Genomic DNA, 24,808 nt, shown 5'->3' with positions numbered 1-24,808 from the left:
TTTTGCGCTCTTCAAAAGTGAGCCGCCGTAAGGGCGGAACCCATAGCTGCCGTGACCGCAGGAACGGATATGTACTCGTTCTGATCCAACATCCCGGTCGGCTGTCAGGCCGCTATCGGGGGCAAGCCCCCTCCCACAGTTCAATCGCGGAGCATCAGTCGGATAGTCGTCGGCTCTAGAGCAGTCGCGGGAGCAAGCCCCCTCGCCACAGGTTCAGGATGATGCCAACGTTGTGTAGATACCGATGCTCCGATGGCAGTTTGTCGGTGTACATATCCGTTGTTGGAGTAACGGCGGCTTATGGTTGAGCCCCCTCCCACATTTGGATCTCCATATCAGACCGATGTCAGCCAGCATCGGCGCTGGCTTTTGATCTCAGTCGCCCCCCACCCGCAAAGGCCCCAGCACCTGCCGATACCGCTCCACCCCCTGCGCCGTCTGCCTGACCAACCGAATCTCCAACCCCAGCGGATCCGCCCGCCGATTCCCACTCAACTGGCGCCAGCCCTTGTCCGCCTCCCACACCCGCACCTGCAAATCGCTGACCCCGGTCAACACCACGACCCCATCCTTGGCCGCCGGTAACGGAAACCGATCCCGCGCCGGCGCGGCGGCGCGATACAGGCTGTCGCCCTTGAGCCACCAGCGCACCCGCTGCAAGCCATCGCCTGCCACGGGGGCACTGCGGATTACGTCCAACTGAAACCCTTTGCTGTCGGAGCTGCGAACGGAAACGCCAGCCAACCCATCGGCGCCGTCTTTCGGCACAGTCAGTTCCACACTGGCCCTGAGGCTGATGTCCCGTTGCAGCTGGTTCAGTACGCGCAACATGGCCTCAGTCTGTTCCGTGCTCGCCTGCAGGTGATGATCGGCACGGGTCACGCTGTCCAACCCGCGCCAGGCGATCAGGCTGACTACCGCCATGAGCATGATCGCGACCATCACTTCGATCAGCGTAAAACCTTGTTCAGCGCGCTTCATGGCAGGCTCACCACACGCATCAAACCGGCGGCATCCCGTTGCAGGCTGAGGCTGTGTTGCCCGTCGGACAGCACCACGCGCACGGGTGGGTTGATCCACTCGGCATCGAGTACCAGGGTCTGCCTGGGTTCGATGTTGATCTGCATCGACGGGCTCTCCCATAGACGTGGGCGCAATTGGGCATCGCCCTTGAACGCCTCCATGCCCATTCCGTCCTCACTGCGACGATTGAAGCGAAACCCCTTGGCATCGGCGCGCCAGGTAATCGGGCGGCCGTCGGCGCGGGCTTCGGCCTGGGCCACTTGCAACAGCTGGCTCAGGCGCTCGGCGTCTTTGCGCAGCAGGTGCAGCGGGTCGGGCTTGATGCTCAGGCTGATGGCGGCACTGGCAATGCCGATGATCACCAGCACGACCATCAGCTCGATCAGGGTGAAGCCGTGTTGTTTCATCGCGGGGCACCTGCTGAACTGGCGAGGTTGTGAAATAAAAACGTGCGAATTGGCCTGTACGCTGGAGACTCGGACAAACAGGAGGTCCCACCCATGGCTTTTTCCCTGCGATTTTCCCCCGCCCAGGGCGTGCAGATCGGCGCGCTGCTGGCGGCCTTGGCCGGCGGGGTAGTGTGGACGCCACTGTTGCTCACCTCCGCGCAATCCCATACGCCCCAGGCCACCCCGCAGGCCCTGGCGGCACGCAGTGATAACCCGGCGCTGCAATGGTTTTCCAATGCGCCGACGGCGTTGCAGGTCAAGGTCACTGGCGTGCTCGCCGGCGCGCGCGGTGCGGTGGCGATCCTCAGCCTCAACGACGGCCCGCCGCGCAGCTTTCTATTGGGTGAGCGCCTGAGCCCCGGCGTGCGGCTGACGGCCATCGAAGGCGATGGTGTGGAGATTGAGCGGGGCGGCGAGAAACTGCGCGTCAACCTCGACAAGCTGCCGGACGCTCCCGCATTGCCGCGCCTCACTCGGCCATGACCTGAGTGGCAAGGCGCGCCAGGGGCGGCGCTTCGCGACTGGCGTCGAGCACCAGGACGGTGATCTTAAACAGCGGGCCATCGGCGCTGACGGTCTGCTCGCAGCGCAGTTTCAGGCGGCCCTGGTCGCACTCGATGGTCTGCTTGCCGCTGCGCAGACTGCCCTCCAACCGGGCTTCCGCCAGGCGACTTTGCGCCGCCAGCAGCGCCATCGACTTGTCCCGCAACAGCCCGTTGCTCTGGGTCATCAACCCGGCCACACGCACAGCGGCGGCCATGGCCACGGCAATGATCGCAAGCGCCACCAGCACTTCAATCAGGGTAAATCCTCGCTCGTTGCGATGGCCGTACATGGCGCTCTCAAAGCCTGGAAACAGGCCCGCAGACTAGCGCCGCGAGTTGACCGATTGGCGACCGAACCTCCCGAGGATTTTCAATACGACTGACATGTGTTCTTGCAACACTGCGCCACGAAATGCACTCACCCAAGGAATGTCGAGATGGATATCGCGCGCCTAACGTCCCCATTGCCAGGCCCTCGCGGCCAGCGTGGCTTTACCTTGATCGAGATCATGGTGGTGGTGGTCATCCTCGGGATCCTGGCGGCGATGGTGGTGCCCAAGGTGCTCGATCGGCCGGACCAGGCACGGGCCACGGCGGCCAGGCAAGACATCGGCGGCTTGATGCAGGCACTGAAACTCTACCGCCTCGACCACGGCACCTACCCGAACATGAACCAGGGCCTGAAAGTGCTGGTGGAGCGCCCGGCGGATGCCAAGAACACCAGCTGGCGCGCCTACCTCGACCGTTTGCCGAATGACCCGTGGGGTCATCCGTACCACTACCTCAATCCGGGCGCCAACGGCGAAGTCGATGTGTTTTCCCTCGGCGCCGATGGCCAGCCGGATGGCGATGGTGTGAATGCCGATATTGGCTCCTGGCAGTTGTAAGGCGCGCCATGAAACGGTATTCGCCCCCAGTGGTGAAGCAGCGCGGCATGGCGATTATCAGCGCGCTGCTGATCGCCGCCGTGGTGGCGGTGATCGCCGGCGCCATGCTCACGCGCCAGAGCGTGTTTACCCGCAGCCTGGAAGCCGAGCAGATGCGCATCCAGGGCCAGTGGCTGTTGCAAGGCGGCCTTGAGCGCAGCCGGCAGATGTTGTGGGAAGCGCGCCAGAAAGACGTGCTGACCCGCCTGGACCAGCCGTGGGCCAGTGCCCAGGGCGGTGCGTTCGAAGGCCGGGTTGAAGACGAGCAGGGCAAGTTCAACCTGCGCAACCTGGTCAATCGCCAGCGGGTGGATGTCGAGCAAGTGCAGAGCTTCGAACGCCTGTGCCGCCTGATCGGCGTTGACCCGGCCGTGAGCCGGCGCATCAGCCAGCGCGTGATCGCGTCCTATGAGCAACTCGACACGCCCGCCAGATACCCGATGCTGCGCAGCCTGGATGACTTGAGTGGTATCGAAGGCCTCGAACCCGAGGTCGTGCAGCGCCTGCAGACCTATATCAGCGTGCTGCCCGACGTCACCTGGGTCAACGGCAACACCGCCCGCGCCGAAGTGCTCAGCGCCGTGGTGCCGCAACTGAGCCTGTCCCAGGCCCAGGCGCTGGTGGCTGAACGTGACGGCGGGCACTGGTTTATCAACCGGGGGGATTTCGTCAACCGTCTGCACTTGCCGCAGGTGGCGGTGGACACGGTGCAGGTGGGCATCACCAGCGAGTGGTTTCGCCTGCAGGGCCAGGCGCGGCAGGCGCAACGGCGGGTGACCCTTGATGCGCTGCTGCACCGTCCGGAGAGTCGCCGGCCCCAGGTGATCTGGTCGCGGGTGGGCGTATGAAACGCTTGCGCATTGCCTTGCCGCCGCTGGCTGAATTGAGGGTCGACAGTCGGGTGAAATGGGCCTGGCTGGAGCGTGGCGCGGTGGTCCGCGAAGGTCATGAAAGCCTGGTGCAATTGGGCAAGGGCCGCCACGCGGTGGACTGTTTTCTGCACCCCCGCGACAGCCTGCTGACGAGCCTCGAATTGCCGCCATTGCCCGCCGCCAAAACCCAGGCCGCCGTGGCCTGCGCGGCCCAGGCGTTGATCCTCGGCCCGGTGGAGCAGATGCACGTGGCCCACGGCCCCCGGGAAAGCGACGGCCGCGTGCAGGTCGGCTGGGTGCCCAAGGCCGGGCTGGAGCGGCTCGGTCAGGTCCTGGCGCTGGCGCAACTCAAACTGCGCGGCCTGTACCCGGCGCCCTACGCGTTGCCCGTGGGCGCAGCGGCGCTGGACGAAGGCTGTTTGTTGACCCGCGACAGCCTGCAACAAGCGGCGGTGCACCCGCTGGGGTTGCAGGCCCTCGATATGCCGCTGGTGGACGCTGCGCAACGTTGGGCCGGTGCCGTGCCCGCCTGGGGTTTGCACGCACGCCTGCGCGAAGGCTCCAAGGGTGGGTGGGGCCGGGCGCTGGCCTGTGTCGCGCTGGCTGCGCTGGTCTGGACGGTTGGCCTCAATCTGTATGCCGCCCGCCAGGCGGATGAAGGCTTGCGGCTCAAAGCGTTGATGAGCCAGCAGGTACGCCAGGCGTTTCCCGAGTTGCCGGTGGTGCTCAATCCGTTGCAGCAGGCCCGCCAGCAACTGACGGCACGCCAGACCGGCGCCGCCGCCGATCCCGGCCAACGCTTTCCCAGCCTGCTGCAACTGGTGGGCAGCCAGTTGCCGTTCATGGTGGGCAGCGTCGACACCCTGACCTTCGAACACGGACGCTTGCAACTGGCGTTGCTGGCCGACAGCCGTAGCCCGGCCGTCGAGGACGAGTGGCAGGCGGCCTTGGCGCAGGCAGGGTTTGCCGCCACGCGGGACGACCATGGCTGGAGCATTGCCCCCGCGCAGGTCGCAGAAAAACCGGGAGCCGGCGATGAATAAATGGCACCGCATGCGCGGCCAGACCCAGGTGTTCTGGAACGGCCTGGCCCTGCGTGAAAAACGCATGCTGGTGGGCGTCGGCCTGGTGCTGGCGAGCCTGTTGACCTGGCTGGTGCTGGTCCAGCCCGCGTTGAAGAAGATCGACTATTGGCAAGCCGAAACCCCCAAGCTGCGCGCCCAGGCCGCCGCCTTGCAGGTGCTGTTGCAGGACGTCACCGCGCCTCGGCCCGCCGATGAGGCGGCGCTGCGCCAGGCCCTGGACAGCGCCGGTCTGCAAGGCCATTACCAGTTGCAGGCGCTGGACGCCGGCGGTTGGCGCCTGACCTTCGACAACGCCCCGGCCGACGCCGTGGTGGGCTGGTTGCTGGGCAATCCCCGTTCATTTTCTCTGGAAGTGTCCGAGGCGCGTTTGCAACGTGCCCCGGACGCCGTCGACACCTCGGCCGGCACTGTGTCCGGGACCGTTCGCATGGATCAGGCGCTTGGCGCTAAGGAAGCTTCATGAAGTGGTCAGTCCCCCCTTTTCGTATGGCCGCGCCACTGCTGTTGCTGGCGCTCAGTGCATGCAGCAGCCAGGAGGCGCCCAAGCCGTTGCTGGTGGACAGCGAACTCGGCCAGCCGTTGGCCGACACGCGCCGCAGCGGCGATAGCGTGCTGGATCGCCAGCGCGAACTTGTCCCCAAGCCCGCCGTGCAGCATCGGGTGACCAACAGCGCCCGTGGCCAGGCCCCGGCGACGGTCAAGGCGCGTAACCCGTTGGGCGACCAACCGGTGCAACTCAACTTCGTCGACGCCGATATCCAGGCGGTGGTGCGCGCACTGTCCCGTGCCACCGGCCAGCAATTTCTGGTGGACCCGCGTGTGAAGGGCAACCTGACCCTGGTCAGCGAAGGCCAGGTCCCCGCGCATCAGGCCTACGACATGCTGCTGGCCGCGTTGCGCATGCAGGGCTTTAGCGTGGTGGATGTAGGCGGCGTGGCCCAGGTGGTGCCGGAGGCCGATGCCAAGTTGCTCGGCGGGCCGATCTACAGCGCTGGCAGCAGTGGCATGCAGACCCGCACCTTCCGCCTGCAATACGAAAACGCGGTGAACCTGATCCCGGTGCTGCGCCCCATTGTGTCGCCGAACAACCCGATCAACGCTTACCCCGGCAACAACAGCATCGTCATCACCGACTATGCGGAAAACCTGGCGCGGGTTGCACAGATCATCAGTGGCATCGACACCCCCAGCGCCATTGACACCGACGTGGTGCAGATCCAGAACGGCATCGCTGTCGACATCGCCGCCATGGTCGCCGAACTGCTCGAAACCCAGGGCGCCGACCAGACCCAGAAGATCAATGTGATCGGCGATCCGCGTTCCAACTCGATCATCATTCGCTCCGGCAGCCCCGAACGCACCGAGCTGGCGCGCAACCTGATCTACAAGCTCGACAACGCCCAGAGTAACCCCAGCAATATGCACGTGGTGTACCTGCGCAACGCCCAGGCGGGCAAGCTGGCCCAGTCGCTGCGCGGGTTATTGACCGGCGAGAGCGATTCCGGCGTCAGCGACGAGGCGCGCGGCAAACTCAGTGCCATGGGCGGCAACGGCCAGACCACCACCCCAGCCAGCAACGCGCAGAACAGCAGCGGCACGCCCACCGGCAGCGGCGTGCAATCGAGCTATGGCCAGGACCCGCAAGCTACCGGCAGCCCGTCCAAGGACCAGGACACCGCGTTCAGCGCCGGCGGCGTGACCATCCAGGCCGACGCCACCACCAACACCTTGTTGATCTCCGCGCCGGACCCGCTGTACCGCAACCTGCGCGAAGTGATCGACATGCTCGACCAGCGCCGCGCCCAGGTGGTGATCGAAAGCCTGATCGTGGAAGTGGGTGAGGACGACGCTACCGAGTTCGGCGTGCAATGGCAGGCCGGCAACCTGGCGGGCAGCGGCGGGTTTGGTGGGGTCAACCTCGGCGGCAGCGGCTTGAACGGCACACCCGCCAGTCCCACCAGCATTGATGTATTGCCCAAGGGCCTGAACATCGGCCTGGTCAACGGCACCGTGGATATTCCAGGGATCGGCAAGGTGCTCGACCTCAAGGTGCTGGCCCGCGCCTTGAAGAGCAAGGGCGGCACCAACGTGCTGTCCACGCCCAACCTGCTGACCCTGGACAACGAAGCGGCGAGCATTTTTGTGGGGCAGACGATTCCGTTTGTCACCGGCAGCTATGTCACCGGCGGCGGGGGCACCAGCAACAACCCGTTCCAGACCGTGCAGCGTGAAGAAGTGGGGCTCAAGTTGAACGTGCGCCCGCAGATTTCCGAGGGCGGCACGGTGAAGCTGGATATCTATCAGGAAGTCAGCAGTGTGGATTCCCGGGCGTCGGTGGCCGCGGGGACGGTGACTAACAAGCGGGCGATTGATACCAGCATTCTGTTGGATGACGGGCAGATCATGGTGCTGGGTGGCTTGCTGCAGGATGGTTATAGCCAGAGCAATGACGCAGTGCCGTGGCTGTCGAGTATTCCGGGGCTGGGGGCGTTGTTTCGCAATGAGCGGCGGGCGGTGAACAAGACCAATCTGATGGTCTTTTTGCGGCCTTACATCATTCGTGACAGTGGGGCGGGGCGGGCGATTACGTTGAATCGGTATGACTATATGCGCCGGGCTCAGGGTGGCTTGCAGCCGGAGCATAGTTGGGCGATGCCGGATGTGCAGGCGCCGCAGTTGCCTTCGGTGGAGAAGGCGATTCCGGCAGGGACACGGCCATGAGCCTGCTGTACACAGAACTAAATGTGGGAGGGGGCTTGCCCCCGATGAGGGTGTGTCAGTCACATATGAATCAACTGACCCACCGCTATCGGGGGCAAGCCCCCTCCCACATTTGGACTGTGTACTCCAGTGGGAGAGGGGTATGAGCCTGCTGCCCTACGCCTGGGCCAAATCCCAGCGCATCCTTCTGCGGCCCGGCGACGAAGGCATGCTGCTCACCGTCTGCCCTTCAACCCCCGGGTGGTCCATCAGTGAAGTCCAGCGCCAGTTTGGCGAGTCGCCGATTGAGCAGGTACGCGACGACGAACTCGACGGCCTGCTCGCCAGCGCTTATGCCGACACGGGCAGTGCCGCCGCTGTGGTCGGTGCTGCCGAGAATGAAGTGGACCTCGACCGCCTGATGCAGGACATGCCCGAAATCACCGATCTGCTCGACACCCAGGACGGTGCGCCAGTGATCCGCATGATCAACGCCTTGCTCACTCAGGCCGCCCGCGATGAGGCCAGTGATATCCACATCGAACCCTACGAAACCCATTCCGTGGTGCGCTATCGCGTCGACGGCACGCTGCGCGATGTGGTGTCGCCGCGCAAAGCGCTGCACGGTGCGTTGGTGTCGCGGATCAAGATCATGGCCCAGCTCGATATCGCCGAAAAACGCCTGCCCCAGGATGGGCGTATCGCCTTGCGTGTGGCCGGGCGGCCGATTGATATTCGGGTGTCGACGGTGCCCACCGGGCATGGCGAGCGGGTGGTGATGCGCCTGCTCGACAAGCAGGCCGGGCGTTTGCAGTTGGAAACCCTGGGCATGGAAGCGCAGTTGCTGGCGCGCCTCGATACGTTGATCCGCCAGCCCCACGGCATCGTGCTGGTCACCGGGCCCACCGGCAGCGGCAAGACCACCAGCCTCTACGCGGCGTTGGCGCGGCTGGATGCGAGCACCAGCAATATCCTCACCGTGGAAGACCCGGTGGAATATGACTTGCCGGGCATCAGCCAGATCCAGGTCAACGCCAAGATCGACATGACCTTCGCGCTGGCATTGCGGGCGATCCTGCGCCAGGACCCGGACATCATCATGATCGGCGAAATCCGCGACCTGGAAACCGCGCAGATCGCCGTGCAGGCCTCGCTCACCGGGCACTTGGTGCTGGCCACCTTGCACACCAATGACGCGGTGTCGGCGGTCAATCGCTTGATCGATATGGGCGTCGAGCCGTTCCTGTTGGCATCGTCATTGCTGGGAGTATTGGCCCAGCGGTTGGTGCGGCGCCTGTGCCCCCATTGCAAGCAGGAAGACCCGGCCGCGCCGGGCACCTGGCGTCCGGTGGGATGTTCACATTGCAACCAGGTCGGTTACAGCGGCCGCACCGGTATCCATGAGTTGTTTTGCGTAGACGACGATGTGCGCAGCCTGATCCACCAGGGCGCCGGTGAGCAGGATTTGCGCCTCGCCGCGCGCCGGGCCGGGATGTTCAGCATGCGTGAGGACGGTGAGCGCTGGGTACGCAGCGGCGCCACCGCCCCCGAAGAAATCCTGCGCGTGACACGGGACGCCTGATGAATCGCTATCGCTATGAAGCCGCCGACGCCAACGGTAACGTCGAGGCCGGGCACCTGGAGGCCGACAGCCAGAGCGGGGCGTTTGCCGTGCTGCGCAGCCGTGGCCTGACCGCGCTGCTGGTGCAGGTCGAAGGCCATCAGCACACCACCGCCGGCAGCAGCCTGTTCGCCGCCAAGCTGTCGGACAACGACCTGGCCTGGGCCACGCGGCAACTGGCGAGCCTGCTCGGCGCCAGCCTGCCGCTGGAGGCGGCGCTGAGTGCCACGGTGGAGCAGGCCGAGAAAAAGCACATCGCCCAGACGTTGGCGGCCGTGCGTGGCGACGTGCGCGGCGGCATGCGCCTGGCGGATGCGCTGGCGGCGCGGCCACGGGATTTCCCGTCGATCTACCGCGCGTTGATCGCGGCGGGGGAGGAATCCGGTGACCTCGCCCAGGTGATGGAGCGCCTGGCCGACTACATCGAGGAACGCAACAACCTGCGCGGCAAAATCCTCACTGCATTTATCTACCCCGGTGTGGTGGGGCTGGTGTCCATCGGCATTGTGATTTTTTTGCTGAGTTACGTGGTGCCCCAGGTGGTCAGCGCGTTTTCCCAGGCGCGCCAGGACCTGCCGGGCCTGACCCTGGCGATGCTCAACGCCAGCGACTTTATCCGTGCCTGGGGCTGGCTGTGTTTCGCCGGGATCGTCGGCGGTTTCTGGAGCTGGCGCCTGTACCTGCGCAACCCGGTGGCGCGCTTGAATTGGCACAGCCGCGTGCTGCGTCTGCCGCTGATCGGGCGCTTTGTGCTGGGCCTGAACACGGCACGGTTTGCCTCGACCCTGGCAATCCTCGGCGGTGCCGGCGTGCCGTTGTTGCGGGCGCTGGAGGCGGCGCGGCAGACCTTGTCCAACGAGCGCCTGAGCCAGTGCGTCAACGATGCCACCGCCAAGGTGCGTGAAGGCGTCAACCTGGCGCCGGCGCTGGCGGTGGAGAAAGTCTTTCCGCCGGTGCTGATCCACCTGATCGCCAGCGGCGAAAAAACCGGCTCGCTGCCGCCGATGCTGGAGCGTGCGGCGCAAACCCTGTCGCGGGATATCGAACGGCGCGCCATGGGCATGACCGCGTTGCTGGAGCCGCTGATGATCGTAGTCATGGGCGCCGTGGTGCTGGTGATTGTGATGGCGGTGCTGTTGCCGATCATCGAGATCAACCAACTCGTCACCTGACGACACGCTGTAAAAAATGTGGGAGGGGGGCTTTGGTGAAAACATAACCTTAGCAAACGAGGCTCTTGTGGTGAGCTGGCTTGCCACAGAAGCCCCCTCCCACATTGGGGCTTTTCTGTTCAGTTGATTTTTGGGGCGGGCCAATATCGCCAGACCCCAACCTCGGGTTCCTCATTCCGTCATATCCAGGCCCCTTGTCACAGCCCGTGCAGCCTTGACGAAACCCACGCTGAAACCTCGCTGTCATCTGCCGCCAAACCGCTCAAAACCATGACCGAAACACCCGAGAATCTTTTTAAAATCAAGTGCTTCCTCCCGAGGTTTTTTCCTACATCTGTCATCGGAAACTGCGACTTTCTCTCCATGGTTTTCACCCCCCGGCCACCCCCGCATCACGGCCTTGGGACCGAAGCCATGGCGTCATGCAAGAGCCATCTACCCCAAACGTACAAACACGACGAAAGGAGATTCTTCATGTTTAAGCGCAACGTTCTCGCGGTATCCATGACCCTCGCTGCACTGTGCTCGGCCCAGGCTGCAATGGCTGACATCAACGGCGGCGGCGCAACCCTGCCACAGCCGCTTTACCAGACCTCCGGCGTCCTCACCACTGGCTTCGCCGCCTACATCGGCGTGGGCAGCGGCAACGGCAAGTCGGCGTTCCTGAACAACGACTACACCAAGTTCGTGGCTGGCGTGACCAACAAGAACGTGCACTGGGCAGGCAGCGATTCCAAGCTGACGGCGGCCGAACTGTTGGCTTACAAAACCAACAAGCAACCGACCTGGGGCAAATTGATCCAGGCACCTTCGGTGGCCACTTCGGTTGCCATTCCGTTCAACAAGGCCGGTGCCAACGCGGTTGATCTGAGCGTGAACCAGCTGTGCGGCGTGTTTTCGGGCCGCTTGACCGACTGGAGCCAGATCACGGGTTCGGGTCGCACCGGCGCGATCAAAGTGATCTACCGCAGCGAGTCCAGCGGTACCACCGAGCTGTTCACCCGCTTCCTCAACGCCAAGTGCGCTGAGACGCAGCCGTTCGCCGTGACCACCACCTTTTCGTCCAGCTACGGTGCAGGCTTGCCTGCTGGCGCAGTGGCAGCCACCGGCAGCCAAGGCGTAATGACCGCGCTGAACGCGCAAGATGGCGCGATCACCTACATGAGCCCGGACTACGCGGCGACCACCCTGGCCGGTCTGGATGACGCCACCAAAGTTGCCAAAGTGGGCGGTGTTTCGCCTGCGCCTGCCAACGTTTCTACCGCCATCAGCCAGATCCCTGCGCCAACCGAAGCCCGTGCTGATGGTTCGTTCATCGACGCGACCAACCAGGACAACTGGGTACCGGTCTTCGCGGCTACCGCCAGCGGCCCGGCGACTTTCGCTTACCCGTCCAGCGGCTACCCGATCCTGGGCTTCACTAACGTGATCTTCAGCCAGTGCTACGCCGACGCCACTCAGACCACCCAGGTCCGTGCGTTCTTCAACCGCCACTACGGCAATCTGATCAACAACGACACCGCCATCAACAACAACCGCTTCGTGCCGTTGCCAGCCAACTGGAAAAAAGCCGTGCGTGACACCTTCGCCACCGCTTCCAGCGCTCAAGGCATCGGTAACACCAGCGTCTGCAACGCCATCGGTCGTCCGCTGTAACCCAGGCTTTCAACGACCCGCAACACCGATCAGCAACGGCCCGTGCCGTTGCTGATTTTTTTGCGTTAGCAGCCCTTTATGAACTTTGCATGACAGAAGTTCAGTCCCGCCCCTCGCCAACCGCCTAACCCTCATACGTGAGCCTGTCTTGCGCCTGGCGATTACAAAGAAGGAAGATTCCCGATGGTCCGCTGCACACCCACGCTCAAGCTGAATGCCCAGGGCTCGCACGCCCAGACTGTGTTGCGCCTCAAGCCTCTGGCCCAGGTCATTGCCTTGTTGGTGGTGGCGGGCAATGCCCATGCGGCGACGGCGTTCAGCCCGGCCTGGTTCGCGGCCAAGGGGGCGACCCAGGCGACGACGGCGGCGCGGATCAATGCGGGGCAGATGCCGTCGGTACCGACGCTGAACCAGCAGGCGCGGGTCAACCAGCAGTTGGCGCGCTCCATCAGCACGCTCAACACCACGGTCGCGGCCATTGCGGCGCAACAGGCGGCGCAGGCGGCGGGTCGGCAGGCGGCGTTCGGTCAGGTCTCGACGATTCCCGATGGCCTCGGCAAGGGCGGCCTGCAGGTGGATAACAGCCTGACCCAGGGCTGGACCAACGCCAAGGCACCGACCCAGACCCAGGCGGGCGGCAAGACCACGGTGAGCATCGAGCAGACCGCCGACAAGGCGATCCTCAATTGGGAGACCTTCAACGTCGGGCGCAACACCACCGTGGATTTCCAGCAGCAGTCGACCTGGGCGGTGCTCAACCGCGTCAATGATCCTGATTCACGGCCCAGCGAGATCCAGGGCCAGATCAAGGGCGCCGGCACGGTGATGATCATGAACCGTAACGGCGTGGTCTTCAGCGGCACCAGCCAGGTCAATGTGCGCAACCTGGTGGCGGCGGCCGCGACGATCACCGATGACCAGTTCACCCAGCGCGGCCTCTATGTCGACACCAATGGCACACAACCGACGTTCACCGACGCGGCGGGCAAGGTCGAGGTACAGCGCGGTGCATTGATCCAGACCCACAACGCCGCCACCTCCACCGACGCGGGCGGCTATGCCTTGCTGCTCGGCAGCGAAGTGGAAAACGCCGGCACGATCATCACCGCCAAGGGCCAGACCACCCTGGCCGCCGGCGACAGTTTCTACATCCGCAAAGGCGTGGGCACGGCGGGCAACGAGCGTTCCACCACCCGTGGCAACGAAGTCGCCGCCAGCCTGAAAACCGGCAGCACGGCGGGAACGGTGATCAACAACGGCCTGATCATGGCTGCCACCGGCGACGTCACCCTGAGCGGGCACAATGTGCAGCAAAACGGCGTGGCCCTGGCCAGCACCTCGGTAGACACCCGTGGCTCCATTCACTTGCTCAATTCGGCCAGCGATACCACGGGCAACATCACCCTGGGCGAGGGCAGCACCACTGCGATCCTGCTGGACGCCAGCGGCAGCACCGCCCTCAACAGCCAGAAAGACAACGGCCTGATCAAGCTCGACGGTACGCCCGCCAACCTGATCGCTGGGCAGTTCAACCACCTCAGCGCCGTGGCCGACCGCACTGACCAGTCGCGGATCGAGATCGTCAGCGGCGGCACCGTGGACTTCCAGAAAGGCTCGATCACCCTCGCCACCGGCGGCCAGGTGGCGGTCAGCGCGGGCCAGCGCAGCCTGGTGCGCGATGGCGCGATGATCGACGTGTCGGGCGCCGTGGGCGTCAAGGTGTCGATGGAAGCCAATAACATCAAGATCAATGTGCAGGGCAACGAGCAGCGGGATGCGCCGGTCAACCGCGACAATGGGCAACTGATCAACAACGACGTGTGGGTGGACTTGCGCGACCTGGTGTTTGTCCCGGCCGGTACCAATGGCTATGCCACCGACCGTTGGTACACTGCTGGCGGTCTGCTGGAAGTCGGCGGCTACCTTGGCACCCAGGGCCATTCGGTGGGTGAATGGATGGCCCAGGGCGGTACCGTGACGTTTACCGGCAAGGATGTGGTGACCCAGCAGGGCGCGCAGATCAACCTGTCGGGCGGCACCGTGGATGTGCAAGGCGGCTATATCCGGCAAACCTGGCTCAAGGGCCCGGATCGACGCTTGTACGAGTTGTCCAGGGCGCCGGGTGACATCCTTTATTCGGGTATCTACAAGGGCTATGAAGACACCAGCGTTCGCTGGGGCCAGACCGAGTACTACTACAACCCGATGATTGCTCCGCAAGGCCGTAACGAGGCCGGTTATACCGTGGGGCGTGACGCCGGCAAGCTGGTGGTGAGCACCGCCAGCGCGGTACTGGAAGGCCAGATGATCAGCGCGGTGTTCCAGGGGGATCGCCAGACCCAGGCGCCAAACATCAACCTCGACGGTTACCAGCAATCCCAGAAGGCCATGGCCCAGCTTGCGCAGTTGATCATTGGCCAATACACGCCGATCTACAACAAGACCACCGGCACCTTGCGCTATGCCTTGGGGGCGAACGCCGACGAGGTGTCGCTCGACGGCAACCTGGCAAACATCGCCGATGGCCTGGACCTCGCCACCGCGTTGCCCCAGGAGCGCCAGGGCAAGATCCTGCTCGACAGCGGGCAGCTCAGTGGCAACCCGTTGGGCGCGATCAAGGTCGCGGCCCGGCAGCAGGTGACGGTCAATGGCGCGCTCAGCGTGGCGGATGGGGGCGACATCACCCTGTTCGGGCCGAGGGTTGATATCAACGCGAATCTGACGGCCCTGGGTGGCAGCATCAATGCCGGCAACATCCTCAGCCAGGTCAACCCACTCAAGGCCGGCGCGGTCGAAGACACGACCCTGGCCGGGGGTTCGAGTGTGAATGTCGCGGCCGGCGTCAAGCTCGATGCCCGTGGTCGCTGGAACAACCTGCTGCTTGACCCGGCCAACAGCACCGGCGTGGCGTATGTCAATGGCGGCAAGGTCTCGTTGCGCAGCTCGAACAACGTCAACCTAGCGGCGGGCAGCGAGGTGGACGTGTCTTCCGGCGCGACCCTTGGCGTAGACGGCAAGCTCATCGGCGGCAAGGGCGGCAGCGTGACGCTGGGCGCGCTCGGTGCCCTGGGCCTGGATGGCGACGTGCGCGGCTACGGCGTGAACGGCGGCGGCACCCTGGCGTTGCAGGCTCGCAAGGTGCAGATCGGCGACAGCGCGGGTGCGGTGGACAGCGACACGCTGCGACTGGCCGGCGATTTTTTCAATAAGGGTTTCTCGGCCTACGACATCACGGGCAACGAAGGGCTGATCGTCACCGACGGCACCCAAGTGGATGTCAGCGTGCCGACCTATCGCTTGGGTACGCAAGCGTCCACAGTGCCGACCGGCAGCGATGCCGCCACGGCCCTGGAGCAATGGACGCCGCCGCTGTACCAGGAGGACGCCACCAAGGGCGTGCTGACCCAGCGCCGAGGCGCCGGCTTGAGCCTCACCGCCGGCACGGTCTTCGCCGGCGCTGCGCAGATGGCGAGCACAGCCCTGACGGTGGGCCACGGCGCGGTGATCAACGTCGACCCCGGCCAAGCCATCCAGCTGCGCAGCATCGGGCAATTGACCCTGGACGGTACGCTCAATGCCTGGGGCGGCAGCGTCACCTTGGGTGGCTTGACCACTGGCGCCTCGGAGGCAGTGAACGCCAGCGGCCATGACCGCTCGATCTGGATTGGCGAACAGGCATTGATCGACGTCGCGGCGCGGGCGGCCACGGCAGTGGACTTCCGGGGGCGCACCTACGGCGTGGTACGCGACGGCGGCACGATCAACATTGGCGGCACCCTTGACCTGAACACCGGCCTGACCACGGCCAGCGACTTGTTCGTGGTGGTACGTGAGGGTGCGCGCCTGGACGCGTCCGGCACCCAGGCCTTGCTGAATATTCCAGGGCAGGGCGCGGTGGCGGTCGCCAGCAACGGCGGCAGCATCAGCCTGGCCTCGAACAACGGCCTGTACCTGGACGGCAGCATGGTCGCCAAAGCCGGTGGTGTTGGCGCGGCAGGCGGTAGTCTCAACCTGGTGCTGGAGAGCCCGTATTACCAGAAAGCCGGGCTCACCGACCGGGTGCTCAAGGTCCGTGACCTGGTCGTGAGCCAGGTGCATCAACCGACTGCGCTGGGCGACAGCCTGGAGTACGGGCATGGCCGCCTGGGCGTGGATCAAGTCACTGCTGGCGGCTTCGATAACCTCGCGCTGCTGAGCAATGGCCTGCTGAGCTTTGACGGCGATGTGAGCCTGGACATGGGCCAGAGCCTGCGCCTTTACAGCCGGGGTTATGGGCTCAGTGAAAACGCGGCAGGCAACTCCCGTATCAACCTCAAGGCGCCGCACCTGTTGCTGGCGGGCTACCTCGCGCCGCCCGAAACCGGCAAGGATCTGTATGTGCGTCCGGTGCCGGTGCTTCCGGCGCCGTCCCAGCGCGCAACCGAGGCGCAGTTCAATGCCGACGGCGACCTGGTGGAAGTGCGCGGCAACGTGATCTTCGGTAACCGCAGCAGTTTGTATAACGCCGACAATAGCCTGGCGAGCCTTGAGCGCCGTGGCTTTGACCACGTCAACCTGACCAGCCAGGGCGATCTGCGCTTTCTGGCCGGCGCCTCCGCAAACGACATCATCACCGGGGTCAGTACCCAGTTGCTGACCCAGGGCGACATGACCCTGCGGGCGGCGCAGGTGTACCCGAGCTCAGACGTCAGTGCCCGAGTGATCGCTGGCTACCTTGGCGAATCAACCACGCTGAATCTGGGCCTGGACTTTGATCCGTTGCGCACATTGACGATTGGCCGCGTCGGCAGCACGGACGCGCCCCTGCCGTATTCGGCATTCGGGCGTCTGCAACTGGGTGCGGCCACCGTCAAGCAAGGCGGCGTGGTGCGCGCGCCCCTGGGCTTGATCGATATCGGCAGCATGGGCAGCAGCCTGGTGCAATTGTTGCCGGGCAGCGTCACCTCGGTGAGCGGCAAGGGGCTGGTATTGCCTTATGGCGGCACGCTGGACGGGCAGGTCTACACCTACAACGGCAAGACCGTGACATTCCTCGGCCAGGGCGGGCTGGCCAATACCAACAGCGACTTGAGCGTCGGCGTCATTCTGGGCGGCCAGTCGGTTGCGGTGCAGCCGGATGCCATCCTCGACCTGTCGGGCGGTGGCGAGCTGCTCGGCGCCGGTTTTGTTTCCGGGCGCGGCGGTTCCACGGATGCGCGTTACAACCCGCTGGTGCAATTTGGCGCCAACGGTGGGTTTGTGCTGCCGGGGCTGTCCACCAACCCGATCTACGCGATTGTGCCGGGCGTGCAACCCGGCGCGGCGCCGGTGGCCGCCGAGGGCGGTGCCGTGGCGCCGCTGGTGGGCCAGCAGGTGACCATTGGCGCGGGTGTGCCGGGGTTGCCGGCGGGCACCTACACCTTGATGCCCTCGACGTATGCCTTGATGCCCGGCGCCTTTCGCGTGGAGATCAATGGCCTGGCCGGGCTCGGCAGCGACGCCGCGACCACCCTGATGCGCAATGGCTCGTGGTCGACGGCCGGGCAGCTGTCGATTGCCCACACCGGGATCCGCAACAGCATCGCCAGCCAGTTGATCCTGACCTCGGCGGACACCCTGCGCCGTTATTCCCAATACAACGAAACCAGTTACGCCCAGTTCGCCAAAGCCGACGCGGCCAGGCTGGGCGTGCCGCGCCCACTGCTGGAAGCCGACGCCAAGACCCTGAAACTGGCATTGCGCCCCGGCCAGGGCGCCGATGCATTCGCCTTCGACGGTATCGGACGTTTTGATGCCGCGACGGGCGGATATGGCGGCACGGTCGCGGTGGTGGACCCGAGTCGCCTGGGTATCGAAGTGGTCGCCGCCGACGCCTCGGCGACCGCCGGTTTTTCCGGCATTACCCTTAAAGCCGACACCCTCAATGCCATCGGTGCCTCAAGGCTGATGGTGGGTGGCTTGACTGCGGTGGAGTATGGCCAGTCGGGTAACTTCATCGGCCTGGCATCGGGTGTGAATGCCGCCAATAGCAACGTGACCCTGCGTGCGGGCGCCACGCTGGCTGCGCCCGAGGTGTTCCTGGTGAGCAACACCGGCGCCATCGTGGTCGAGCAGGGTGCTTCGATCAATACCCTGGGGCAGGGCGCCGCCAGCTACGATGCGCGCGACGGTTTTATCTACCAGGTTGCCAATATGCTCGCGGTGTCCAACGGGTTGCTCAACGTGGTCGGTGCCGTCCAGCCCGCTGGCGTGATCAGCGGGGGGATCAACGTGGGCGCCTGCGGCAGTAGCGCATGCCTGGGCCAGACCGGGTTGTATTCCGATGGCAGCATCGTGGCCCTGACCGACAGCAGCTTCCAACTCGGCGACCAGGTGCGCTATGGCACCCGTCACCTCAACCTGGGCGTGAGCACCATCAACCTGGGCAGCGTCGAAGCCCTCGCCGCCGCAGCCGCCGCGAACCGCTTGCCAGCCGGCCTGACTCTCAACCAGACGCTGCTCGACCGCCTGCTGCGCGGCGATACGCAACTGGGCGCACCGGCCCTGGAGACCTTGCAGCTGTCGGCGCGTGACGGTTTTAACTTCTACGGCAGCGCCAGCCTCGACACCTATGACCCGCTGACCGGCAAGTCGCTGCTGAGCAACCTGATGCTGTCCACCCCGGCCATGTATGGCGCCGGCGGTGCCAGCGATGTGGCGACCATTCACACCGCCAACCTGATCTGGCTGGGCGCGACCAACGCCCCCGGCGCGGTGGTGACGGGCGGCGCAGGCACCGGCAGCGGGCGCCTGGATATCAATGCCGAACGCATCGAGTTTGGCTACGGCGACTTTGGCCAGCCAAGCAACGTGAAAAGCTTCGACCGCCTGGCCCTGGGCTTTGCCAACGTCAACCTCAATGCCAGCGAGCGCATCACCGCCAACCACAAGGGCAGCCTGTCGGTCTACCAGCGCCAGGGCGCCTATGACCCGGTCAGCGGCTTCCAGTACAGCGGCGGCAACCTGACCATCCGCACCCCGCTGATGACCGGTGAGGCCGGTTCGGTGAACACGATCAAGGCCGGCGGTGCGATCGATATCGGCGCTTCGGCAGGCCCCCGTGGCAGCGCCAGCGGCCAGGGCGCGACGCTGTCCCTGCAAGGCGACAGCATCCGTGTGGCCACTGCGGTGGTGCTGCCCAGCGGCAAAGTCAGCCTCAGTGCGCGGGGCGATGTGCTGTTGACCGATGACGCGCTGATCGATGTGGCCGGTCGTGGGATCACCTTCAACGACGTGACCCAATACGGTTGGGGCGGCGACGTGCTGCTCGACAGCCGCAGCGGCAATATCCTGCAGGCGGCGGGCTCGACCATCGACCTGTCCGCCAAGCACAACCAGGCCGGCAAGTTGCGTGCGGTGGCGACGGATGCGGCAGGCGGCATCGTCGATTTGCAAGGCAAGATCCTCGGCAGCAGCAGTGGTTATTACAACGCCGGTGGCACCTCGTTGCCGCAGCCGGCCGGTACCGTGGAGATCCAGGCCCAGCGCCTGGGCAGCAGCGGCGCTCTGGACCAGCAGTTTGCCGACCTCAACCAGCGCCTGAATCAGGGCGAGGTGTTCGGCGCGCGCAGCTTCCAGCTCAAGCAGGGCGACCTGACCATCGGCAACGGGCTCAAGGCCGGGACTGTCAGCGTGTCCGTGGACAACGGCAGCCTGCGCGTAACCGGGCTGGTGGACGCCAGCGGTGAGCGCGTCGGCAGCATCACCCTGGCCGGCAAAAACGGCCTGACCCTGGACGGCACCGCAGTGCTCGACGCCCACGGCAGCAAGCTGCGGGTGGACAGCTACGGCAAGATCATCGACTCGCCGAACCGCGCCATGGTGGTGCTGGGCTCCGGCAGCGGCCAACTGACCCTCGCCGATGGCGTGCGCATCGACCTGCGCCACGGCACCGGCGCGGCTGCCGGCAATGACGGACGCAATCGCGGCACTCTGGAACTGAACGCACCCCGGTTGGGGGGCAATGACGTGGCAATCGACGCCAGCGGACGCTTGACCATTCAGGGCGCGCGCTCGATCACCCTCAACGGCATGGCGACCTACGACGATGCGCCGCAGAAAAACGATCCGACCGCCAGTGGCAGGCCGTATCAGGAGATTACTCAGGATTATCTGGATAAGAAGCACAAGCTGGCCGTTGATTTCATCGATGCCGCCTTGCTCAACACACAGCTGACGCAGAACAAGCTCGCCGGCCTGAACAACGCCACCTACGCCGACGCCTTCCACCTGCGCCCCGGCGTGGAAATCGTCAGCAAGACCCCTGACGGCGACCTGGTGGTGCAGGGCGACCTGGACTTGTCCGGTTATCGCTATGCCAGCCTCAATCCCAATAGCCAGCAAGACGACAATGTCTACGGCTCCGGTGAGTCCGGCGCCCTGACCCTGCGCGCCGGCGGTGACCTGAATATCTACGGCAGCATCAACGATGGCTTCGCCAAACCGCCGCTGTCCGAGGACGACAAGGGCTGGGTGCTGCTGCCCGGTGTGGACTTCAGCGGCGGCACCATCGTGGTGCCGGGCAATGGTGTGACCCTGGCGGACGGCACGGCCTTCCCGGCGGGCAGTACGCTGAACTACGACCTGCCGATCAAGGGCCTGACGGTCGCCGCCGGCACCCGTTTGCCGGTGGCCGCGACATTGGGCCAGGACGTGGTGCTGCCGGCGGGCAGTGTATTGGCGGCCGACATACGCGATGCCGGGGGCAATCTGTTGTTCGCCGCCGGTACGTTGCTCGGTGAGGCGCAGACCCTGGTGGCGGGCACCCAGCTGGGCGCCGGGACACTGTTGACCCAAGGCACCCGCCTGCAAAACATGATCTGGCCCAAAGGCGTGCCGCTGCCGACGGTGCACGGTGCGAACCTGGCCAACAACACTGTGCTACTGAGTGGCATCAAGGACTTGCCGAAGGGCGCGCTGATCCCCGCCGGCACCGATGTGAAGTTGCCCAACGGGGCGGCCTCGGTGCAGTTGCGGGTCGGCGTGTCCGGCGACGCCGGCCAGGTGTGGGCCATCTCGCCGATGCTGGCCGAAGGCACCCAGTCGTGGTCGTTGCGCCTGGTGGCCGGTGCCGACACCGAGGCGGCGGACAGCCGTTTGCTGCAAGCCCACCCGCGCAGCGGTGATATTCACCTGGCGGACAATCACTACGGCATGTATGCCAAGGAATTGCCGAGCAAGGGCGTCCAGACCTGGACCGCCGCAGCGGTGGCGGTGCTGACTGCGGAAGGGTTGGACATCAAAGAGGGCGACCCTATCGACCAGCAATTGCTCAATGACTTGAGCCTGGGGTCGATTGAAGATTTCTGTGCCGGTGCGCCGGAGTATTGCGCGATCAAAGTCACCTACGTGTGGACGCAGCAAGCGGCCGATGATCTGTTGAACCAGTCCGGCGTGATCATTCCCGTGGGGGCGGTGATCACCAATGAGTTCCTCGCCAGCCTGCAATTGCCGACGGTGGAGGAGGTGTGCGCCATTGCTCCCGAATATTGTGCGGCCCAGAGCAAGACCGAATATGCGGCGACGCCTTCGAGTACCCGCTTCAGTGTGATCCGCACCGGCAGCGGCGACCTGGAACTGTTGAGCGCGGGCAGCTTGAGCATGGATTCGCTGTACGGTGTGTACACCGCGGGCACGTCATCGACTGGCACGTTCGCCGGCGACCCTTACAACCTGCCCAAGGCGCAGCCGTCCGGCAGCGTGCTGAATGACCCAGGCAGCTACTTCGAACAGTTCGTCAACGGCTCACCCACCAGTCTCTACCGGGCCTGGTACCCGCAAGCGGGGGGCAATGTGACCCTGAATGTCGGCGGTGACCTGACTGGCAATATCACCAGCACCACCGCGAGCCTGACGCGCCCCAACCCTAAGGATGCCGGGGTGGACTCGGCGGCGGTCGGCAACTGGCTGTGGCGCCAGGGCAGTGGTGATGTCGCTACGGGCGGGCAGGCTCAACCTACCGCGTGGTGGATCAATTTTGGCAGCTACACCGCCACCACTGCGGCAGACAAAATGCTCGGTTTCACCGGCTTCGGCACCCTCGGCGGCGGCAATCTGGACGTGAACGTGGGCGGCAACGCCGGGGTGCTGGATACCTTGGGTTACGACCTCAATGGCTCCGGAGCCAACCCCCATAGCCAGGGCCTGGTCCTGGCCGTCGGCAGCACGGGCCGGATTGCCAGCGATGGCAGCCAGCAGTTGACCGGCGGCGGCGATTTGCGCGTGCGCATCGGTGGTGCGCTGAACCCGGCCAGCGTGGCCGCGACGGCGGATCATCGTGATGGTGTGCTGGTCAACCTGCGCGGTGATGTGCAGTTGCGCAGCCTCAGCGTGGGCAGCGTCGACTTGCTGTACGGCAGCATCGCCCCCACCCAAAGCCCTGGCGAAACCCGCGCGTTCGACCCTCAGGTTGCCACGCGAAGCGTTGCCCGTGGCGGCATGACCCTGGTGCCCGGTGATGCCACTTTCAACCTGCAGTCCCTGGGAGACCTGGTGGTGCAGAACGTCGAAGACCCGGGCCGGGTACAGCTCTCGCACGTATCACCCTTTGCGCAAGGCGCGAACCCCGGCAGCGGTTCAAGCTGGTTTACGCTGTGGACCCAAGACACGGCGATTGATCTGTTTTCACTGGGCGGCAACCTCACACCGTTCAGCCGCTCCGAGGCGACGGCCGACCTGGCGGTGGTCTACCCGTCCATCCTCAGGGCGACCGCTGCTGGCGGCAGCCTGTATTACGGTAAAGCCGCGCAGGCGCAGACCAACGGTGACAACACCTACAGCTACCCCTTGCTGCTGGCGCCTGGCGAGAACGGCCAGTTGCAGTTCCTCGCCCAGGACTCGATCTACGCCGGCAGCATGCCGGTCAGCCAGTCCGGCACGGCGAACAGCGCGATGGCGACGCCGTGGAATCCTGCGTATCAAGGCCGGGTTGGCAACGCGGTGGTCGCCAGTAACCTGTCGATCACGGGTAACGCGAGCAACCTGGCGTTGTTCGCATTCGGCGCAGGCACCACGGCGGCTTCATCCTCAGGCAGTGCTGAACCCGCACGGTTTTATGCGATGGCCGGCGACCTGGTCGGGGTGAGCAGCGGTCGGATCATCACCTTCCAGAAGAGCGCCGGGGCAGTGCATGAAGGTGAGACCTGGTATGAAGGCAATGGCGCGGTACGGATGATGGCCGGACGGGATATCGTCAGCAGTGGCCGTACCTTTGGCACCGATGGTTTTGCTGTGGCGGCGCCAAGTGACAATCTGTTCATTCACCAAAACACCAACGACATCTCCATCGTGTCTGCGGGTCGCGACATTCTCTACAGCAACTTCCAAGTGGCCGGCCCTGGCCTGCTGGAAGTGTCGGCTGGGCGCAATATCCTGCTGACAGGCACGGGCGGCGAGCACAGTGTGACCAGCCTCGGTGCAGTGCTGCCGGGCGACAACCGCCCTGGCGCGAGCATCGTCATGCAGGCGGGTGTCGGCGCCAACGGGCCGGATTACCAGCGGTTCGTAGAGAACTACCTGAACCCGCTCAACCAGGCACAAGCGGGCGAGTCCTTGCTGGGCGGCAAGGTGGCCAAGACCTACGAGGACGAACTGGCCACCTGGCTGGCCGAGCGCTTCGGCTTTGCCGGCGACAGCGCGCAGGCCCGTGCTTACTACACCGCATTGCCCGCCGAGCAACAACGGGTGTTTGCCCGTGACGTGTATTTTGCCGAACTCAAGGCCGCCGGCCGTGAGTACAACCAGGACGGCGGCGTGCGCGAGGGCAGTTACCTGCGTGGCCGTGCGGCGATTGCGGCGTTGTTCCCGGCCAAGGACGTGGCCGGCAACCCGATCACTTACCAGGGCGACATCACCCTGTTCAACGGCTCGGGCGTGCACACCAATGCCGGCGGCTCGATCCAGATGCTCACCCCCGGCGGCGGCCAGACCTTCGGCATCGAAGGCGCGGCGCCGCCGGCCACGGCGGGTGTGATCACCCAGGGTGCCGGTGACATTCAGCTGTATTCCATGGGCAGCATCCTGCTGGGGCAGAGCCGCATCATGACCACCTTTGGTGGCTCGATCATGGGCTGGACCGCCGAGGGTGACATCAACGCCGGTCGTGGCTCCAAGACCACCGTGGTGTATACGCCACCCAAGCGCGTCTACGACAACTGGGGCAACGTGGGCCTGTCACCGTCGGTGCCGAGTACCGGCGCGGGGATCGCCACGCTGAACCCGATCCCGGAAGTGCCGGCAGGGGACATCGACCTGATCGCGCCGTTGGGCACCATCGACGCGGGCGAGGCGGGGATACGGGTGTCGGGTAACGTCAACATCGCCGCGTTGCGGGTGGTGAACGCGGCGAATATCCAGACCCAGGGCAAGTCGTCCGGGGTGCCGGTGACGGCCTCCGTCAACACCGGGGCCATGAGCTCGGCCAGTGCGGCGGGTGCGGCGGCGTCCCAGGCAGCAGAAGACGCGGCGCGCAGTCAGCAGGCGGCGGCGAAGCAGAGCAGGGCTTCGATTGTGACGGTGGAGGTGCTGAGTTTTGGTTCGGAGCCCGTGCAGCGGGGGCCTGAAGACGGGCAGAAAACGTCGGCGTATAACCCGAACAGCCCGGTGCAGGTGTTGGGTGCCGGGCCGCTGAGTGAACAGGCGCGGGCGCGGTTGACGGATGAGGAGCGCAAGCAGATTAGTTTGTAGATCAAGGACCTCTCGTTGGACTTTGGGGCGATCTTTGATCGCCCCGTTTTTTTTTCG

13 protein-coding genes are annotated in these 24,808 nt (G+C 65.0%); 10 read left to right on the top strand and 3 right to left on the bottom strand.

Going from position 1 to position 24,808, the window contains the following annotated elements; translation table 11 throughout:
- Nucleotides 1-375 precede the first annotated feature (375 nt).
- Nucleotides 376-981, bottom strand: a complete 606-nt coding sequence (locus NDJ82_RS23620) for a type II secretion system protein GspJ (protein WP_099586428.1) — start codon at nt 979-981, stop codon at nt 376-378.
- Entirely contained in the window at nt 978-1,430 is a 453-nt protein-coding gene (gspH, locus tag NDJ82_RS23615) for a type II secretion system minor pseudopilin GspH (protein ID WP_099586429.1), read from the bottom strand. Before gspH ends, NDJ82_RS23620 begins: the two co-directional genes overlap by 4 nt.
- A 93-nt stretch (nt 1,431-1,523) precedes the next feature.
- Here gspH and NDJ82_RS23610 point away from each other — a divergent pair, with 93 nt between their 5' ends.
- The gene (locus NDJ82_RS23610) at nt 1,524-1,955 is read left to right on the top strand and encodes a type II secretion system protein N (protein WP_158878772.1); all 432 of its coding nucleotides are present in this window, start codon (nt 1,524-1,526) and stop codon (nt 1,953-1,955) included.
- Here the strand turns inward: NDJ82_RS23610 and gspI are convergent.
- Nucleotides 1,942-2,307 (bottom strand): type II secretion system minor pseudopilin GspI, encoded by a 366-nt coding sequence (gene gspI, locus NDJ82_RS23605; protein WP_099586431.1) that lies wholly within the window; start codon nt 2,305-2,307, stop codon nt 1,942-1,944. The two genes, NDJ82_RS23610 and gspI, sit on opposite strands and share 14 nt — an antisense overlap.
- Nucleotides 2,308-2,454: 147 nt before the next feature.
- On the opposite strand from gspI, the gene gspG reads away from it, so the two are divergent.
- The 9 genes from gspG (at nt 2,455) to NDJ82_RS23560 (ending at nt 24,751) form a co-directional block, all read left to right on the top strand.
- On the top strand, nt 2,455-2,904 hold the full coding sequence (gspG, locus tag NDJ82_RS23600; RefSeq protein WP_099586432.1) for a type II secretion system major pseudopilin GspG: 450 nt from the start codon (nt 2,455-2,457) through the stop codon (nt 2,902-2,904).
- A gap of 8 nt (nt 2,905-2,912) precedes the next feature.
- Entirely contained in the window at nt 2,913-3,791 is an 879-nt protein-coding gene (gene gspK / locus NDJ82_RS23595) for a type II secretion system minor pseudopilin GspK (RefSeq protein WP_250926401.1), read from the top strand.
- Nucleotides 3,788-4,858, top strand: coding sequence for a type II secretion system protein GspL (gene gspL / locus NDJ82_RS23590; protein ID WP_250926400.1), 1,071 nt, complete (start codon nt 3,788-3,790; stop codon nt 4,856-4,858). The genes gspK and gspL overlap by 4 nt, the downstream gene beginning before the upstream one ends.
- Nucleotides 4,851-5,363 carry a type II secretion system protein M gene (locus NDJ82_RS23585; protein WP_112194814.1) on the top strand — a complete coding sequence of 171 codons (513 nt, stop codon included), beginning with the start codon at nt 4,851-4,853 and terminating at the stop codon, nt 5,361-5,363. Before gspL ends, NDJ82_RS23585 begins: the two co-directional genes overlap by 8 nt.
- Entirely contained in the window at nt 5,360-7,621 is a 2,262-nt protein-coding gene (gene gspD, locus NDJ82_RS23580; protein ID WP_250926399.1) for a type II secretion system secretin GspD, read from the top strand. The genes NDJ82_RS23585 and gspD overlap by 4 nt, the downstream gene beginning before the upstream one ends.
- A gap of 142 nt (nt 7,622-7,763) precedes the next feature.
- Nucleotides 7,764-9,182 (top strand): type II secretion system ATPase GspE, encoded by a 1,419-nt coding sequence (gene gspE / locus NDJ82_RS23575; protein ID WP_150675258.1) that lies wholly within the window; start codon nt 7,764-7,766, stop codon nt 9,180-9,182.
- The gene (gene gspF / locus NDJ82_RS23570; RefSeq protein ID WP_250926398.1) at nt 9,182-10,393 is read left to right on the top strand and encodes a type II secretion system inner membrane protein GspF; all 1,212 of its coding nucleotides are present in this window, start codon (nt 9,182-9,184) and stop codon (nt 10,391-10,393) included. The genes gspE and gspF overlap by 1 nt, the downstream gene beginning before the upstream one ends.
- A 474-nt stretch (nt 10,394-10,867) precedes the next feature.
- Nucleotides 10,868-12,049, top strand: coding sequence for a substrate-binding domain-containing protein (locus NDJ82_RS23565; protein WP_099584170.1), 1,182 nt, complete (start codon nt 10,868-10,870; stop codon nt 12,047-12,049).
- A gap of 183 nt (nt 12,050-12,232) precedes the next feature.
- Entirely contained in the window at nt 12,233-24,751 is a 12,519-nt protein-coding gene (locus tag NDJ82_RS23560) for a filamentous hemagglutinin family protein (protein ID WP_250926397.1), read from the top strand.
- Nucleotides 24,752-24,808 lie beyond the last annotated feature (57 nt).

This window comes from Pseudomonas sp. SR18 (assembly GCF_023701505.1).
In the GTDB taxonomy this organism is placed as follows: Bacteria; Pseudomonadota; Gammaproteobacteria; order Pseudomonadales; family Pseudomonadaceae; genus Aquipseudomonas; species Aquipseudomonas cyclaminis.
The sequence above is the reverse complement of the archived record's forward strand: the minus strand, read 5'-3'. Positions and strand labels throughout refer to the sequence as shown.